The organism is Reinekea blandensis MED297, from assembly GCF_000153185.1.
Lineage (GTDB): Bacteria > Pseudomonadota > Gammaproteobacteria > Pseudomonadales > Natronospirillaceae > Reinekea > Reinekea blandensis.
Map to the genome: position 1 here is coordinate 986,420 of NZ_CH724149.1, position 17,574 is coordinate 1,003,993.

The following is a 17,574-nucleotide window of genomic DNA, read 5'->3' on the forward strand; positions in this document are numbered from 1 at the left end:
CGTTCTTATCACTTTAAAGTATAGGGATTTGATCGTTTAAATCCTATCGGAGATTGACCATGAGCGAAAAAATAACCAAGTCTGACGACCAGTGGCGAGCACAGTTGGACGACGAACAATACCGGGTGACTCGTCAAGCCCATACAGAGCGACCCTTCAGCGGTATTTACTGGGATGAAACGGCGGCTGGGTTGTATCGATGTGTGTGTTGCAATACACCGCTGTTCCGCAGTGAAACGAAGTTTGACGCTGGCTGCGGATGGCCGAGCTTTTATGACTCGTTAGATAAGTCCGCCGTCGTTGAACGGGAAGACCGTTCCCACGGTATGGTACGAACTGAAGTATTGTGTGCCAATTGCGATGCTCATTTAGGTCATGTTTTCCCTGACGGACCCGAACCGACAGGCATGCGTTTCTGCATTAACTCCGCCGCGTTGAATCTGGATCGGGATGACGAATGACCTTTGACGATTTTTGGCAACAGGCCTGGATGCATCATCCGTCGGAAACCGCCATTCGTCAGAGGTTTCCACCAGTGGCCTCGGACGAAGAACTGGCTGCGCGATCGGATGCAGAGTACCTGAGTCTCATCAGTCGACGCGTGTTTCGGGCGGGGATGAAGCATTCGGTTATCGACAGTAAATGGCCGGCGTTTGAAGAGGCGTTCTGGTCATTTAATCCGGTTGCCTGTCAGTTAATCGATGACGCCCGCTTTGAAGAACTGATGCAGAATAAGTCTCTGGTTCGGCATTGGCAGAAAATGAAAACCATCCCGGTAAACGCCATGATGGTTCAGGATCTGTCTCGCCAGTATGGTGGTTTCGGGCAGTTTTTAGCACAGTGGCCGGTGTCAGATATTGTCGGACTTTGGCAGCTGCTGAAAAAACAGGGAGCCCATCTCGGTGGTGATGGCGGTGCTCGGCTGTTGCGAATGGCCGGAAAAGACACCTTTGTCTTATCGGACGATGTGGTGAGTGCCTTAATTAACGCTGGCGTGGTCAGTAAAAAACCAACCTCTCAGCGTGACCTGAAAGCGGTACAAGCCTACTTCAATGACCTTCAGGAAGAGTCAGGTTTGTCACTGTCGGCCATCAGTATGGTGCTGGCGTTATCGATCGGTCCGCACTGACAGAAAGCCGAGGATCAGCAGCCATTGCGCACCGTAGTAAGTGATCATGATCCAATAACTGCGCAGTGGCAGCGGGGCCAAAAACCTGTCGATGGCAATCATGGAATCGGAACTGATGAACACCAGTGCGCCGATGACGGCCGGAAACAGAGACAATCGCGATTGTAACGCCAGCAACCCCATGGCGGAGATCACCGTCAGATAGGCAACGACCGGTGCTGTCATTTCGCCCAGATTAGGCAGTAATACCCAGGCCATCAAAGCGATGTAAACCACCAGTGCCAGGGATGCGGGCCAGCGATTCGTCCAGCTTTTTCGGTAGTTAAAAAACAAGACGGCGTAGCCTACCTGAGCGATCAGAAATGCAGCGACACCGGCAACAAACCAGTCAAACTCGAGCAGAACATCGCCACTGGCACTGAATACCAATGCCAGCAGTACCAAGGGTCGATATTGAACAGTAGCTTGCCGTAAAACGGCCAGCGCAAGAACGGCGATTGGCAGAATCTTCAGCAAGGCATCGAAAGGCAATGGCCAGGGCAGCAGGATCAGGTACAGCAGGGCGGTGATGGTAAACGTCAGGTGATAGGCGCGCGTCATTGTTATTGTTTTCCTGTGAGCAGTGCCGGTTGGATTGCCAGAGCGTGGTTGCTCCGCGTGGGTTTCTGAAAGGGTGAACGAATGAAGCGGATCACGACGATTGGCTATGATCCGCTTCGGATGCCTTGATTCAGCGAATCAGGAACTCCAGCAGTGCCTTCTGAGCATGCAGTCGGTTACCGGCTTGTTCGAAGACGACCGAGCGAGGGTCATCGAGCATGTCTTCACTGACTTCTTCGCCGCGGTGAGCAGGCAGGCAGTGCAGGAACACGGCGTCCTTGTCAGCGATGTCCATCAGTTTCGGAGACACCTGATAGTCGCGGAAGGCAGCCATGCGTGCTTTAGCTTCTTCTTCCTGGCCCATGCTCGCCCAGACGTCCGTGGTAACCAGATGGGCACCGGCAGTAGCCTCTTCGACAGAGCGGATGATATGAACACGATCGCCAGCGCTCTCGAGCAGCTCAGACATGGGTTCATAACCTTCCGGGCAGGCAATGTTCAACTGGAAATCAAACAGCTTCGCGGCATTGATGTAGCTGTTGCACATGTTATTGCCATCGCCAACCCAGGTGACGGTTTTTCCCTGAATGCTGCCTCGTGCTTCGGTATAGGCCTGAACATCCGCCAGCAACTGACACGGATGGTAGTCATCGGTCAGCGCGTTGATGACCGGCACCGTACTGTAGTCGGCAAAGGTCTGAATTTTGTGATGTTCGAAGGTTCGGATCATCACCGCATCGACCATCTGAGATAACACCCGGGCGCTGTCTTCGATCGGCTCACCGCGACCGAGTTGAGTGTCACGGGGCGACAGGAAGATTGCGCTGCCACCGAGCTGGGTCATACCGGCTTCGAACGAAACACGCGTCCGCGTTGACGATTTCTCGAAAATCATGCCCAGTACCCGGTTTTTAAGCGGCTCGTGAACGGTACGGGCTTTGTGCAGGGCCTTCAGTTCGGCGGCACGGTTGATGATTTTAAGAGCTTCGTCAGACGTCAGATCATTCAACGTCAGAAAGTGGCGAACCGTCATGTTCAGACACTCCAAGGTTTATTTTAGGAAAAGATTCAGGCTATCACGCGCTCGGGCGGCCATCAATGTCACATTCGGCATATTACTCGTCATTTCCTGCAATGGATGGTTTCGCCCGATGACTTGGGTGGGACGCTGGCACCCGGTCGTGAAATGGGTACAATAGCGCTAAATATCTGAGCGATTTGGTAGGTTATATGAGCGACACCCTCGAAAACATCAAAGAACAGATTTCCGGAAATGATATTCTGCTGTATATGAAAGGGAATCCGAACCAGCCCATGTGCGGTTTTTCTGCCCGTGCGGTACAGGCGGTGATGTCATGTGGTGAGCGGTTTGCCTACGTCGACATCCTGCAGCATCCGGATATCCGTGCTGAACTGCCGAAATATGCGAACTGGCCAACCTTTCCACAATTGTGGATCAAAGGGGAGCTGATTGGCGGATGCGATATCATCACTGAAATGTTTGAAAGCGGCGAACTTCAGGAAGCCATTAAAGAGGCGGCACCCTCGGCCTGATCTCCGGGGATGTTTAAACCTGAGTTTGAAGGCCCGCCAACCCTGACAACGAGCCTCTTTCGGGTCCACCGAAAGGGGCATTTTTTATTTATCAGCACCGGAAAACGGGTATGAACGAACTGAACGACGATCAACTGCTGCGCTATGCCAGGAACATTCTTTTGCCTCAGGTCGATATCACCGGGCAACAGCAGTTGTTGGCGTCTCATGTGGTCGTCATCGGGGCCGGTGGTCTGGGTGCTCCGGTGTTGCAATATCTGGCAGCCGCTGGCGTTGGTACTTTGACACTGGTGGACGATGATGTCGTGGATGAAACGAACCTGCAGCGTCAGGTTATTCATCGTCGATCAAACGTCGGGCAACTCAAAGTCGACAGTGCCGAGCAGGCTATTCATGATCTGAACCCTGATATCCGAGTGCACAAAAAAGCAGTCCGGCTGAGCGATGCAAACGTCTCCGGACTACTGTCCGGGGCTGATGTGATGGTGATCGGTACCGACAACTTCGGCAGTCGCTATACTGTGAATCAGTGGTGTGCCGCTCATTCGACGCCGCTGGTCAGCGGGGCTGCGATCGGGACCAGCGGGCAACTAACCAGTTTTCGTTTTTCGCAGGCAGAAGAGCCTTGTTTTCGATGTATCTATGAAGACGGACAGGACGATGCCCTTACCTGTGCAACAGCGGGCGTGCTTGGGCCGGTCGTTGGCGCCGTCGGGTCTATGATGGCGATGGAAACGCTGAAACTGATCCTGAATCAGGGCGAGCCATTAATCGGGCGTCTGATGATTTGGGATGCCATGACCATGGACTGGCAGAGTTTTCGATACCAGCAGAACCCCACTTGCCCGGTGTGTCAGACCCGGATTGGAGCGAACCTATGATGACGGACCAGAAACACCGAGAACAGTTTCTGCTGTTGCTTGCTTTTGCCATGCCGATTGCGTTCTCAACCTGGATGGCTCTGCTGAACAATTTTTCCATTGAAGCGGCTGACTTTACCGGGCGTGAAATCGGGATATTACAAAGTCTTCGGGAAGTGCCGGGGTTTCTGGCCTTTACCGCTGTGTTTGTGTTGTGGATTGTGCATGAGCAGCGTTTTGCCATCCTGTCTCTGGCCATGCTGGGCGTCGGTGTGATGCTGACCGGGTTCTTTCCGACGGTTCTGGGGCTTTACGTGACCACGGTTCTGATGTCGATTGGCTTTCACTATTTCGAAACCATCAACCAGTCCTTGACCTTACAATGGTTGCCGAAAGAACACGCTCCGGAGTTCATGGGCAAAGCCTTATCGATCAAGGCCGTTGCTGCGATTGTGTCATTCGGTGGCGTTTGGTTCACCATTGATTATCTGCAATGGCCCTATGTCTGGGTGTACAGCCTGTTTGGCGGGTTGACGCTGCTGGTGGTGCTGTTTGCGGCATTGCGTTATCCGCAGTTTGCCGCCCGAGCCCCTCAGAGTAAAAAATTGATCCTGCGCCGCCGGTACTGGTTGTTTTACTTTCTGACGTTTCTCAGTGGCGCTCGCCGACAGATCTTTGTTGTCTTCGCCGGCTTCCTGATGGTTGAGAAGTTTGGCTACAGCGCGGGTCAAATTGCTTTGCTGTTACTGGCGAATCATTTTTTCAATATGTTCTTTGCCCGGAAAGTCGGCGCCTGGATCGGTGTGATCGGCGAGCGAAAAGCGCTCACGATTGAGTATCTGGGGCTGATTCTGGTGTTCAGTGGTTACGCCGTTGCCACCAGTCCGTGGGTCGCGGCAAGCCTGTATGTTATTGATCATCTCTTCTTTGCGTTTGCCATTGCTATTAAAACCTATTTCCAGAAGATTGCGGATCCTCAGGACATGGCCTCAACCGCCGGGGTCTCGTTTACAATAAACCACATTGCGGCCGTGGTATTGCCTGCCATACTTGGATTGGTCTGGCTGGTGTCGCCCGCTGCCGTTTTCTATCTGGGGGCTGCATTGGCTGGTGTCTCCCTGATTGCCAGTCAGTGGATACCACTGGCGCCGGCCCCTGGTCAGGAAGTCAGTCTGCGTACGAGTCTGGCCACGAGGTAGTGATGTCTATGAACCTGAATCACCATTTTCTGATCGCGATGCCGCAAATGGGCGACCCTGTTTTTTCCGGAACGCTGACCTATCTGGTGCAACATGATGAACAGGGCGCGCTTGGTTTGATCGTTAACCGGCCATTGAATCTTAATCTGGAGGAGGTCTTTGAATCCTCTGAGCTGAGTGGATATTCCCCCCGAACCGGGAGTAAACCGGTCTATCATGGCGGACCTGTGGCTCAGGAGCAGGGCTTTATTCTGCACCCGCCAACAGAACAGACCTGGATCAGCTCATTGAGTAACGAGCAACTGGTTCTGACGACCAGTCGGGACATGCTCGAAGCCATTGCTCAGGATGAAGGGCCGGAGCGTTTTTTGTTTTGTCTGGGGTACTCCGGTTGGTCACCCGGGCAGTTAGAAGAAGAGTTGAAAGAAAATGCCTGGCTGACGGTCGAAGCCAATGAGGCCATTATTTTTCAGGACGACGAAGTGGGCAAGTACCAACATGCGTTGTCCGACCTCGGGATCGATCTGGCCACGCTCTCCGGCCATGGTGGTCTGGCCTGAACACTTAAAAAGCGGAAGACAAGATCTTCCGCTTTTTGCTAGGGGTTACAACCGGAAGCGGCTGATCAGGTTCTTCTGATCGGTTGAAAGATCATTCAGTGACTGACTGTTGTCTGCTGAGCTTTCGGCTCGTTTGGCTATGTTTTCTGACATGTCAGAAATCTGCACCACGTTCTGTGCGACGTCTTTTGCCACGGCGCTCTGTTCCTCTGAAGCGGTTGCAATACTGCGACTCATGTCATTCACATTCGCCAACCGAGTGACCATCTGATTCAGAGCTTCATTGGTTTCCTGTGTTTGCTGTACCGAGCGGTCAGCATGCTCAAGGTTGCCTTCAACAATGGTGACCGCCTGGCTGGCTTTGCCTTGCAGGCTTTCGATCATGTCTCGGATTTCATTGGCAGACTGTTGTGTGCGATTCGCTAAAGAACGCACTTCGTCGGCAACGACCGCAAAACCGCGACCCTGCTCACCCGCGCGAGCAGCTTCGATGGCGGCGTTCAGCGCGAGCAGATTGGTTTGTTCCGCAATGCCCTGAATGACATTCAGAATGTCACCGATTTGCTGGGACTCTTCGGACAGTTGCTGAATGACTGATGACGCATTGTCGAGTGATTCTTTAAGCCGGCTGACGAAACGTAGATTCTTACCCATGTTTTCCATGCTCTGCTGAGCTTCATCGCTCACTTTTGAGACTTCGTCACTGGCGTCAGCCGCGTGGGTGGCGACTTCCTGAATGGCCGCTTCCATTTCGGTGACCGCGGTGGCGACCGAATCGGTCTGTTCGCGCTGCAGGGCGACATCCCGGTTGGTCTGATCGCTCATCTGATAACTTTCTTCGGCGACATCGCTGATGGTTTGCGCCGATTGCTGAATTTCCGCGATCAGCTGACCTAACTGTTCCCTTAATACATTGACATTGTTTGCAACCATGCCCATTTCCGAATGAAAGCGCGATTGGATCGGTTGGCTGAGGTTGCCGTCCGACAGGCGCGCCAACGCGGCCATGATTTCCGACAGTGGCACCTTGATGGCGCGGGTGACCGTTAAGGCAATAAACACCGCGATAACAATGGAAGCCAGGGCCAGGGCGATGTTGATCGTCAGTGAGTTTTCAAAGGTGTTTTCGGCGTCCGCTCGGGCGGAAGCGGATGTTTGACGTACCAGGCTGACACTGCTCCCGAGTTGGTGACTGAGTTGTTCCATCAGGCTGGCGGCTTCAGAGAGCAGTTCATTGGACTGACGGTTCAGTTCAACATATCGCAGATGCTGTTGAAAGGTGCCCTCCGGTGCGGCAATGGCTTGAGTCAAAACGTCCTGGTAGACCTGAATGTCGCTGATCAGGCTGGGCATGTCCCGTTCAATATTGGTGACTTTTTCGTTGATTCGAGTCAGATACCCGAAAAGCTCCTGGCGAGCACTTTCAATGGCTTCCGGTTCGGTGACCGCGAGCATGCGTTGCAGGTAAATCTGGGCGCCGGCAGCCTGGTCTAATATGAAGTCGAGATCCCAGATAGTCTGCTGCTGGCCGGCATCCTCAGCACTTTCCACGAGATAGGCAATGTCGTCCTGGAAAAAGATAAACTCACCTTCAAAGTTATCCAGCTCGTTGAATGAGCGATTGCGGGCCTGGATGCGCTCATCCTGAATGTTCAGATGTTCTTCGGCGCGGGTCAGTAAGGTTCGGGCGATTGGACCGGCTTGATTGACGCTTTCAAGGATGGCAGGGAAGTTTTGCAGCTCAGCGATTAACTGTGCCGCCTCCGTCTGATAATCGGTTTTTGAACTCTCAAACTCTGTTCGTAAGCGCTCTCGATCTTCAGCATTCTCGGTGTTTGCATGTTGCATCATGTGCCGATTGGCGTCTTGCAGATGCATGAGGGTGGTATTGGCCCGGTCCAGTAACCCTGTAAGCGTTGAGGCTGTTAGCTCAAGTTGTTGTGCCATACGAATTTGGGAAATGTAGCCGCTGGCAGCGATTGTCAACAACAAGAAGGTGACGACGGCAAAGCCGAGGATCACGCGATTTACTAATGAAAGTCTCATACTGCACCTCAGGGACTGTGGCAGGCTTTCGGGCCGATAATAGGGATAGTTATGTTAACGGAACTCTTTCCCATAACTTTAGGTTCTACCACGCGAAAATGCCTCTTTTACATGGTAAAAAGCCGTCCGGGTTGTTAGCGGCAAGTCGTACACTCCAGCTTGGTGCGATGCTGCGGGGTGAAGTCAGCTATTGCTCTGTTATGGTGCGATTTGCAGTGATTCAGGTTGGCGTGAGGGACTCCCCCTCTGATGAGTCAGGGATGTCCCGTTTTGCGACGCGTCGCTCCGGCTAGCCTTCCTGTACTTGTTGATAAGCCCAGCTCAACCAGGGCATCAGGGCTTCGAGATCTTGTTTTTCCACGGTGGCGCCGCACCAGATTCTCAGCCCGGCCGGTGCATCGCGATAGGAACCGACATCGTAGGCAATACCTTCGTCATTGAGTAGGGTGGTCATTTGTTTGACCTGCGCCGGTGTGAGATCCAGTGTCAGGCAGACACTGGTGTTTGAGCGGGTGTCCGGACGGGACGCCAAAAAGTGAATCCAGTCATGTTGTTCGACAAACCGTTCCAGCACCGCCAGGTTCGTCTGGGATTTGGCAATCGTCTGTGCGACACCCCCTGAGCTTTCAACCCAGTCCAGAGCATCCAGATAGTCAGCAACGCAAAGCATTGACGGTGTGTTAATGGTTGACCCCTGAAAAATGCCTTCATCGAGTTTGCCACCACTGGTCAGGCGGAAAATCTTAGGCATCGGCCAGGGCGGTGTATAGTTTTCCAGTCGTTCAACCGCTCGGGGAGACAGTATCAACATTCCGTGTGCGCCTTCGCCACCCAGTACTTTTTGCCAGGAGAAGGTGACCACATCCAGCTTCTCCCAGGGCATTTCCATCGCAAACACGGCTGAAGTCGCATCGCAGATCGTCAGTCCGGTCCGCTGGGCATCAATCCAATCCGCGTTCGGCACTCGAACCCCCGAAGTCGTGCCATTCCAGGTGAACACCAGATCGTGGTTCGGGTTGGCCTGAGACAGGTCTGGCAGGTCGCCATAGTCAGCTGAGTAAGTCGTCACCTGATCCAGCTTAAGTTGGTTGGTGATGTCTTTAACCCAGGTCAGACCGAACGATTCCCAGCCAAAGACATCCACCGGGCGTTCACCGAGCAGGGACCACATCGCCATTTCCATAGCGCCGGTGTCCGAAGCCGGAACGACGCCAACCCGGTACCCCGGCGGCAGCTCCAGCAGCTGAGCGGTCCGTTCACAGGCGGCCTGGAGCGCAGCTTTGCCAATGGGCGCACGATGGGAACGGCCCAGTGTGCTCAGGTCGAGAGTGCTGACGTTATAGCCCGGACGTTTACTGCAGGGTCCGGAAGAAAAATTAGGGTTGTTAGGCTTTAACGAGGGTTTCATGTTCGGGGCAGTCCTGTGAAAGAGACGATTCGGCCGGACCGGCCTATGTTGACAGAAGTGCGTATTAAATCATGCACGATCTGTTCAGAACAGGTTTGCTTGTGCAAGGCTGTGTTTTTGCTTGTGCTTCACTGCGGTCGCACTGATCAGGAGGTGCAGAAGTACCGCAGGTCGTTGGTATGAGATAAGCGCTAATAAGTTAAATCGTTCATGGTGGCTGGTGATAAAACAGTCACAAAAAAGCCCCGTTTACACGAGGCTTGAGATAACAAAGTCAACCGTCCTTGGTGGCCTGTTCCGGCCCAGCCATCCCTGGCTGGTCATAAAACATCTATCAAGACACCGTTAAGGTGTCTTGATTTTGCCGAAGGCAAATCGATGTTTTATCCACACTTCGAGTCGCCGCAGTTCAGGCAGGTCAGGCAACCGTCCATCACAATGGCGGCTTTGGTGTTACATTTTTTACACATTTGAGCGTCCGCTGGGAACTCGCTGCTGTCGTTTGAAGCGTTACCCGCTGACTGCTTGGACTCATACTCCGCACGTTTGTCGGCGATGAGCTTTTTCTGATGCTCATCAAGACCATCATCCGCCAGCATGCCAATCATCTTCAGGTGTTGCTCAATGACTTCCGCAATTTCAGCGACGATGGAGGGCATAAACTTACCGCCACGCTTGAAATAGCCGCCCTGAGGGTCAAATACTGCGCTGAGTTCGTCAACAATAAAGGTGATGTCGCCACCTTTGCGGAAGACAGCCGAAATCAACAGCGTTAACGCCACGACCCATTGATAATGCTCCATGTTTTTCGAGTTGATGAAAATCTCGAAAGGTCGGCGCACTTCATGTTCGGTGCCTTCATTGAGCATCATGTCGTTGATGGTCACGTACATGGCATGCTCAGACATCGGCGTTTTGATCTTATAAGTCGAGCCGATCAGCATCTCCGGGCGCTGCACCGACTCGTGCATCTGCTCAATGCTGCTCTTTTGCTCTTCAGCTTTCTGTGCGGCCAGTTTTTCCGGAGTAACAACCTCGTAACCGACGATTTTTCGTTCAATCTTTTTCATTGCTGTCATCCTTAAAACTTCCCGTAATAGCCTTCTTTCAGTGCGTCAAATAGGTTTGCGGCGGTATGTGATTCGCCGTCGTATTCAATCATTTCGTTGCCTTTGGCTTCAAGTACAGAACCATCGTCCAGTTTGAAGCGATACGTCGTGTTTTCCAGATCCTGCTCTTTGACCAGAACGCCCTGGAAGGCTTCTGGGTTGAAGCGGAAGGTGGTGCAGCCTTTCAGACCCTGCTCATAAGCATAGAGGTAAATGTCCTTAAAGCTGTCGAATGCATAATCGGTTGGGACGTTGGCCGTTTTTGAAATAGAGGAATCGATCCAGATCTGTGAAGCAGCCTGAATGTCCACATGCTGCTTCGGCTCAACACTGTCAGAGGTGATGAAATAGTCCGGCAGTTGAGCTTCTGGTTCGTCGCTGTATGGCATGGCCTTATCGTTCACCAGTTTGCGATACGCGAGCAGTTCAAACGAGAACACATCGACTTTCTCTTTGGATTTTTTACCCGCACGGATCACATTACGCGAATAGTGGTGTGCAAATGACGGCTCAATACCGTTACTGGCGTTGTTCGCAATGGACAGACTGATGGTGCCGGTCGGTGCAATGGACGAATGGTGCGTAAAGCGAGCACCAACTTTGGCCAGTTCATCGACCAGTTCCGGTGCAATATCGTTGATCTGCTGCATGTAACGGCTGTATTTAGCATGCAGGATTCGGCCGGGCAGTTTATCGCCCACCTGGTAGCCATCTTTCAGCAACTCCGGACGTTTACGAACCATTTCATGGGTGATTTCAAACTCTTCTTCCATGATCGGTGCCGGGCCTTTCTCTTTGGCCAGATCCAATGCGGTTTCCCAACCGGCCAGCGCCATGGCTTTGGTGACTTCTTCGGTAAACGCAACCGACGCTTCATCGCCGTATTTCATGCGCAACATCGTGATGGTAGAGCCAAGCCCCAGATATCCCATGCCATGACGGCGCTTACGGGTAATTTCATCGCGCTGTTCCGGCAATGGCAGACCGTTGATTTCAACCACGTTGTCCAGCATGCGGGTGAAGATGCGAACCACTTCGTGGAACTTATCCCAGTTAAATTTCGCGTTTTCGGTGAACGGATCTTCCACAAAACGGGTCAGGTTAACTGAGCCCAACAGACAGGAACCATAGGGGGGCAGTGGCTGTTCACCACAGGGGTTGGTCGCACGGATGGTTTCGCAGAACCAGTTGTTGTTGTACTCGTTAACCTTGTCGATCAGGATGAAACCAGGCTCAGCATAATCGTAGGTGGAGGTCATGATGACATTCCACAGATTACGGGCCTTGATGATGCGGTAGACGCGACAGGCGATCTCACCCTTATCGTTTTGCAGGTAGGGATCTTTAACGTGCCAGTCTTTCCAGATGACCTGCTCTGGATTGTTGACATCGAGACCGTCACGCAGGACTTCAGCTTCGGACACCGGGAAGACCAAGGGCCAGTCGGTGTCGTTTTTTACCGCTTCCATGAACTCCATGGTAATCAGTAAGGAAAGGTTGAACTGTCGAAGACGGCCGTCTTCGCGTTTCGCCCGGATGAAATCGACAACGTCAGGATGACTGACGTCGAATGTCGCCATCTGTGCACCCCGACGACCACCGGCACTGGAAACGGTAAAACACATCTTGTCATAGATATCCATAAACGACAGCGGGCCTGACGTGTAGGCGCCGGCGCCGGAGACAAAAGCATTTTTCGGACGTAAGGTTGAAAATTCATAACCGATACCGCAACCGGCTTTCAGCGTCAGGCCGGCTTCATGGACTTTCTCCAGGATGCCATCCATGGAATCTTCGATGGTGCCTGATACCGTACAGTTGATGGTCGAGGTGGCAGGTTTGTGTTCCAGTGCACCAGCATTGGAAACGATCCGTCCGGCTGGAATCGCGCCGTTTTCCAGGGCCCAGAGAAACTTCTCGTGCCATTCTTTCTTTTTGGCCTTGTTCTTTTCAACTGATGACAGTGCTTCGGCAACCCGGGCAAAGGTAGCTTCAATGTCAGCATCAACCGGCGTGCCCTGACTGTCCTTGAGCCGGTATTTTGAATCCCAGATGTCCAGCGAGGCATCCTGATGATCAATAACGATGCAATTGTCACGTTCCAGTTGTGTATTTCCTGTCATGTCTGAAAGGCCTTATGTTGAGTTGTCGGTAATCGGGTCACACAGGGAAATGCGGGTGTTCAGGCGGAAACGCGCTAACAGCGGCATTCGATCAGTGGTCACTGTGATTCGCCTGAAGCACTACCTGTAGTGTTTGAGTGGATTTTAGAACACAACCTGTAGTGGTTAAAGCAGATTTTATTATGAAGGCTGGTTGACTTTTCTGTAAGCCCGTCATTATCGCGCTAGAGGGCAGGGAATATTTTTTCGATCACTATTCAGGTGTGTCTGATTGGTAGACTTCAACCCGGTTCCGGCCATTTTGTTTCGCCTGATAGAGTGCCTGATCCGCTTTTTGGATGAGTTCTTCGTACGACGGGGCCTGACTGATCACTCGCTCGGCAATGCCGAAGCTGGCTGTCAGTTGAATCTCATAGTGCGATCCGCTGACGGTTTCTTTGCTGAGTCTTGTGCACACATCCTCAATCAGGTGTTGTGCATGCTCAATCGAGGTATCAGGTAAGACGATGGTGAACTCTTCTCCGCCAAAACGGGCAATGAGATCTTTGTGGCGCAGGTTCAGCCCGCGCAGGAAAGATGCGACATGCACCAGACATTCATCGCCAACCTGATGGCCAAAGCGGTCATTGATCGGCTTGAAATGATCAATGTCCATCATTATCAGGCTCAGGTGGCTGTCACTTTGCTCGGCCTGTTCGAACAGCGCTTTGGTGCGGTTATCTAACGATTGCCGGTTATATAAGCCGGTTAGATGGTCCGTTTGGGACAGCAGTTTCACCCGCTGATGTTTTGCTTCCAGTTCACGGTTACGAAGGGACAGTTCACTGGTTTTCAGCTCGACCTCCCGTTGCAGGTTGTTGCTGAGGTGCTCCGCGACTCGTAGGGCGGTCACGAACTGCACCGCCTGACGTTGAGTATGAATAAACAGAAAGAGGATGAGCGCGTACTCAGCAAAGTAGAAATTGTAATCCGGCGTGGAAGCCGCAACGATGTCGTTGAGCATGGCAATAATCAGAGGAATGACTGAACGACTGAAGAAAAAGGCCATCTCATGTCTTCGCAACATCCCATGAATAACGACGCAGACCGCCGCCAACACAATTAAAACCAGCAATGCGTTGTAGACGAGAAGGTAATAGGAAACTTCGACCATAGGTGCCAACAGTGTATATATCGAGGCGACAGCCAGAATCAGGTAGCTGGTACTGAGTAAAAGGCGGTTCCATCGCCAGGGGAACAGGTGGCAGACGTAATGTAGCGCCGCGATCCCTGGCCATAGGATAAGGATGTACTCGATCTTAACCGCGGGAATGCTGAACCAGGGTTGGTTTACAAAATAGGTCACGTAATTGGATGCAAAGGCGGAACGGGCAATGCCGGCAAACGCAAAAACGGACAGCAGCAAAAAACTCTGATCAGATCGGTGTCTCAGATAAAGCAGCAGGTTCTGAAATACGACGAACAGCCCAATACCGAAAAACACGGCCCGGATTGTCAGGTCGCCCAGAATGCTCCGGATCAGCGTTTCCTGTTCTTCAACTTTAACCAGTCCATACAGGCCGGCCCTGGCGCCGTGATAAGCCGATAAGTGAACAACGAGGATCCCATCGTTGGATTCTCTTGGCAGATCCAGCACATAGATGTGATCTCGAATGACCTGGTTTTCCGGATCGGTGGCCAGCTCTCCAGAGCCGCCAAGCCGCTCAGTGTGGCCATCAGGAAACAGCCAGTAGGCAGCCCAAGCCTCCGAGACGTATCGCATAGTAATGGCGGGCCGGGAATAAAAGTCTGACAGGTTTTTAATGCGCACAAAGTAGGTGGCATGACCCTGAGCAAAGCGACCGTTTCGCTCCTCAGGGTGAATGAGATTGTTCAGGTAATCGGGTAGTTGTACCGTCCTTTTCGATTCGGCCGGCTCAGCAAGGGTCGCTGGGTTGAGCTGTTGATGCCAGGCGAAACCCCACTCTCCGGACAGTTCTCCGCGCTTTTCAACCGGCTGTGTTGCCAGATCGAAAGTTGGTATAGCCTCCCACTGATCAGGGGTTTCAGCTTCCCCATGCGGGATCGTTAACATCACCAGGCAAAGCAATGACAGCAGGGTTATTGTGTGGTCTCGGACCGAAGCGAATATCATCAAAGGTCGTTCAGTGTTCCGGCAGACTTAAATAGTGTAGAAACAAAACGGTTTAAATGACAGGTAAAGATGGGCAGAGGGTGACCCGAAGCCGGGCCACCTTGAGTGGGCTGAACGTCAGTCCTGCATTTTTTGCTTCAGGATTTTATTCACCTGTCCGGGGTTGGCCTGACCTTTAGACGCTTTCATGACCTGACCTACGAAGAAACCGATCAGTTTATCTTTCCCGCTTTTGAGTTCTTCAAACTGGCCCTGGTTGGCTGCGATGACCTCATCGACCATGGCTTCGATGGCACCCGTATCGGTGACCTGTTTCAAGCCTTTTGCATCGATGATCTCATCGGCGCTGCCTTCGCCGTTCGTCATGGCCTGGAAGACGGTTTTTGCGATTTTACCGGAGATGGTGTCGTCTTTAATCCGTGCCAGCAGTTGACCGAGATCATTTGGTGAAATCGGGCAATCGGCAATGTCAATTTCCTGTTGGTTCAGGAACTTGGACAGTTCACCCATGCACCAGTTGGCGGCCAGTTTCGCGTCGCCACAGATCTTGGTTGTTTGCTCAAAGTAGTCGGCCATGGCCGCCGTCGCCGAAAGCACACTGGCGTCGTATTGCGTTAAACCGTAACTGTCGATAAACCGTTCGATTTTCGCGTCCGGAAGTTCGGGTAATGTACTGCGGATTGAGTTGATATAGTCATCGTCAATAACGACCGGCAACAGATCCGGACAGGGGAAGTAGCGGTAGTCATTTGCTTCTTCCTTGCTGCGCATGGATCGCGCTGTTTTGGTATCGCCGTTATAAAGCCGGGTTTCCTGAATAATCTCGCCGCCGTCTTCGAGAACATCGATCTGGCGTTCGACTTCGAGTTTGATGGCTTCTTCCATGAAACGGAAAGAGTTCAGGTTTTTGGTTTCGGTCCGTGTGCCCAGGGTGTCCGACCCTTTTGGCCGGATGGACACGTTAACGTCGAAGCGCATGGAGCCTTGCGACATGTCGCCATCACAAATGCCAATGGCCGTCACAATGGTGTGCAGCTTTTTCGCGAAAGCGACGGCTTCGGCGGAACTGCGCATGTCTGGCTCGGTTACGATTTCGATCAACGGCGTGCCGGCCCGGTTTAAATCGATACCGCTCATGCCATGAAAATCTTCGTGCAGAGACTTACCCGCATCTTCTTCTAAGTGAGCGTGATGGATCCGCACTCGTTTGGTTTCACCATCGTCCAGCAGAATGTCGACATGGCCGGGGCCAACGATCGGAGCCTCCAGCTGGGTTGTTTGATAGCCTTTTGGCAGATCCGGATAAAAATAGTTCTTCCGTTCAAAAAAAGAACGTTTACCGATGTCGGCATCGATGGCGAGACCGAAGGCAACAGCTTTTTTCAAAGCACCTTCATTAAAGACCGGTAAAACGCCCGGTAAGCCCAGGTCAACAGCATTCGCCTGAGTGTTGGGTTCAGCACCAAAAGCAGTGCTTGAGCCGGAGAAAATTTTGGTGTTGGTCGACAGCTGAACGTGTACTTCCAACCCGATTACGGTTTCCCATTGCATCTGGAGTGCTCCTTAAACGTTCGGCTTGCGACTGTGCCAGTCAGTGGCACGTTGGAATTGATGTCCGATGTTCAGCAGGCGCGCTTCATCGAAATAGTTGCCGATCACCTGAAGACCTACGGGCATGCCGTCTTTAAATCCGCAAGGGATGGACATACCGGGCAGGCCGGCGAGGTTAACAGACAGCGTATAGATATCTTCCATGTACATGGCTACCGGATCTTGAGTTTTCTCGCCGATATTCCAGGCAGTCGAAGGTGTTGCCGGTCCCATGATGACGTCGACATCGGCCAGAGCGGCTTGAAAATCCTGTTTGATCAGCCGCCGCAGCTGCTGAGCTTTGCGGTAATAGGCGTCGTAGTAACCGGCTGAAAGGGCGTACGTGCCGACCATGATGCGACGTTTGACTTCGGCGCCGAAACCTTCGGAGCGGGTTCGGGTGTACATGTCCATCAGGTCCGTTGGGTTGTCACAGCGGTAACCGAACTTGACGCCATCAAAGCGTGACAAGTTGGTCGATGCCTCGGCCGGAGCAATGATGTAGTAGGCCGGTATCGACAGTTCGGTACGTGGCAATGAAATTTCTTTGACCGTTGCACCGAGACTTTCAAACTGCTTCACCGCTTCCATAATGGCCTGACGGATACCATCGTCCAGCGCCTCACCGAAATACTCTTTTGGCAGACCAATCTTCAGGCCATTTAATGGCTGGTCCAATGTCGCGGTGTAATCGACTGTTGGCTGGTCCATTGACGTGGAGTCGCGAGGATCAAAGCCGGCAATGGTGTTCATAATCATCGCCGCGTCTTCAGCGGTTTGGGTCATCGGGCCACCTTGATCCAACGACGACCCAAACGCCACCATACCCCAGCGGGACACACGCCCATAGGTGGGTTTCAGACCCGTGATGCCGCAGAAAGCAGCGGGTTGTCGGATGGAGCCGCCGGTGTCTGTTCCCAGTGCGGCCGGAGCCATGCCTGCCGCGACAGCGACCGCGGAGCCGCCGGACGAGCCGCCAGGGACGGCATCGGTGTTCCATGGATTCCGGGTGGCGCCGTAATAACTGGTTTCGGTGGACGAGCCCATGGCGAACTCATCGAGATTGGTTTTGCCCAAGGTGACAAAACCGGCGTCTTTTAAACGCTGAGTCGCGGTTGATTCGTAAGGCGCGATGAAGTTGTCCAGCATTTTGGAGCCACAGCTGGTTTTCACGCCTTCGGTACAGAATATGTCTTTAACCGCAATGGGAAGCCCGGTTAATGGACCGGCTTTACCGTCGGCAATGGCCTTATCTGCGGCTT

The 17,574-nt window shown here is 52.7% G+C and carries 15 protein-coding genes; 6 read left to right on the forward strand and 9 right to left on the reverse strand.

The genetic code is table 11. From position 1 onward, the window contains the following. Window positions 1-59 precede the first annotated feature (59 nt). Complete coding sequence (msrB, locus tag MED297_RS04595) at window positions 60-461, forward strand: peptide-methionine (R)-S-oxide reductase MsrB (RefSeq protein WP_008042754.1); 402 nt, start codon at window positions 60-62, stop codon at window positions 459-461. Continuing rightward, entirely contained in the window at window positions 458-1,129 is a 672-nt protein-coding gene (locus MED297_RS04600; RefSeq protein WP_008042756.1) for a DNA-3-methyladenine glycosylase I, read from the forward strand. The genes msrB and MED297_RS04600 overlap by 4 nt, the downstream gene beginning before the upstream one ends. Here MED297_RS04600 and MED297_RS04605 read toward each other — a convergent pair. Together MED297_RS04605 and argF are read right to left on the reverse strand one after the other, a co-directional pair. Then, window positions 1,109-1,729, reverse strand: coding sequence for a lysoplasmalogenase (locus MED297_RS04605; protein WP_008042758.1), 621 nt, complete (start codon window positions 1,727-1,729; stop codon window positions 1,109-1,111). The two genes, MED297_RS04600 and MED297_RS04605, sit on opposite strands and share 21 nt — an antisense overlap. A gap of 130 nt (window positions 1,730-1,859) precedes the next feature. Then, a complete protein-coding gene (gene argF / locus MED297_RS04610; RefSeq protein WP_008042760.1) occupies window positions 1,860-2,762 on the reverse strand; it encodes an ornithine carbamoyltransferase in 903 nt (300 codons plus the stop codon). 197 nt (window positions 2,763-2,959) lie between these two features. Here argF and grxD point away from each other — a divergent pair, with 197 nt between their 5' ends. The 4 genes from grxD (at window position 2,960) to MED297_RS04630 (ending at window position 5,902) form a co-directional block, all read left to right on the forward strand. Beyond that, entirely contained in the window at window positions 2,960-3,283 is a 324-nt protein-coding gene (gene grxD / locus MED297_RS04615) for a Grx4 family monothiol glutaredoxin (RefSeq protein WP_008042761.1), read from the forward strand. 110 nt (window positions 3,284-3,393) lie between these two features. Next, complete coding sequence (locus MED297_RS04620) at window positions 3,394-4,164, forward strand: HesA/MoeB/ThiF family protein (RefSeq protein ID WP_008042763.1); 771 nt, start codon at window positions 3,394-3,396, stop codon at window positions 4,162-4,164. Then, window positions 4,161-5,342, forward strand: coding sequence for an MFS transporter (locus MED297_RS04625; protein ID WP_008042765.1), 1,182 nt, complete (start codon window positions 4,161-4,163; stop codon window positions 5,340-5,342). The genes MED297_RS04620 and MED297_RS04625 overlap by 4 nt, the downstream gene beginning before the upstream one ends. 2 nt (window positions 5,343-5,344) lie before the next feature. Then, window positions 5,345-5,902: a YqgE/AlgH family protein gene (locus tag MED297_RS04630; protein ID WP_050762862.1), complete on the forward strand. Its 558-nt coding sequence runs from the start codon at window positions 5,345-5,347 to the stop codon at window positions 5,900-5,902. Window positions 5,903-5,947: 45 nt separating this feature from the next. Here the strand turns inward: MED297_RS04630 and MED297_RS04635 are convergent, their stop codons facing one another. From MED297_RS04635 to gatA, 7 genes are all read right to left on the reverse strand, one after another. Beyond that, a complete protein-coding gene (locus MED297_RS04635; RefSeq protein WP_083779333.1) occupies window positions 5,948-7,948 on the reverse strand; it encodes a methyl-accepting chemotaxis protein in 2,001 nt (666 codons plus the stop codon). 289 nt (window positions 7,949-8,237) lie between these two features. Further along, on the reverse strand, window positions 8,238-9,356 hold the full coding sequence (locus MED297_RS04640) for a phosphoserine transaminase (RefSeq protein WP_008042770.1): 1,119 nt from the start codon (window positions 9,354-9,356) through the stop codon (window positions 8,238-8,240). Between the two features lie 383 nt (window positions 9,357-9,739). After that, a complete protein-coding gene (locus tag MED297_RS04645) occupies window positions 9,740-10,426 on the reverse strand; it encodes a TSCPD domain-containing protein (protein ID WP_008042772.1) in 687 nt (228 codons plus the stop codon). Window positions 10,427-10,437: 11 nt separating this feature from the next. Continuing rightward, complete coding sequence (locus tag MED297_RS04650; protein ID WP_008042776.1) at window positions 10,438-12,588, reverse strand: adenosylcobalamin-dependent ribonucleoside-diphosphate reductase; 2,151 nt, start codon at window positions 12,586-12,588, stop codon at window positions 10,438-10,440. Between the two features lie 253 nt (window positions 12,589-12,841). Further along, entirely contained in the window at window positions 12,842-14,722 is a 1,881-nt protein-coding gene (locus tag MED297_RS04655) for a sensor domain-containing diguanylate cyclase (protein ID WP_040556448.1), read from the reverse strand. 117 nt (window positions 14,723-14,839) lie between these two features. Next, the gene (gene gatB, locus MED297_RS04660) at window positions 14,840-16,273 is read right to left on the reverse strand and encodes an Asp-tRNA(Asn)/Glu-tRNA(Gln) amidotransferase subunit GatB (protein ID WP_008042778.1); all 1,434 of its coding nucleotides are present in this window, start codon (window positions 16,271-16,273) and stop codon (window positions 14,840-14,842) included. A gap of 12 nt (window positions 16,274-16,285) precedes the next feature. Next, on the reverse strand, window positions 16,286-17,574 hold a 1,289-nt coding region (gene gatA, locus MED297_RS04665), incomplete at its 5' end, for an Asp-tRNA(Asn)/Glu-tRNA(Gln) amidotransferase subunit GatA (protein ID WP_008042779.1).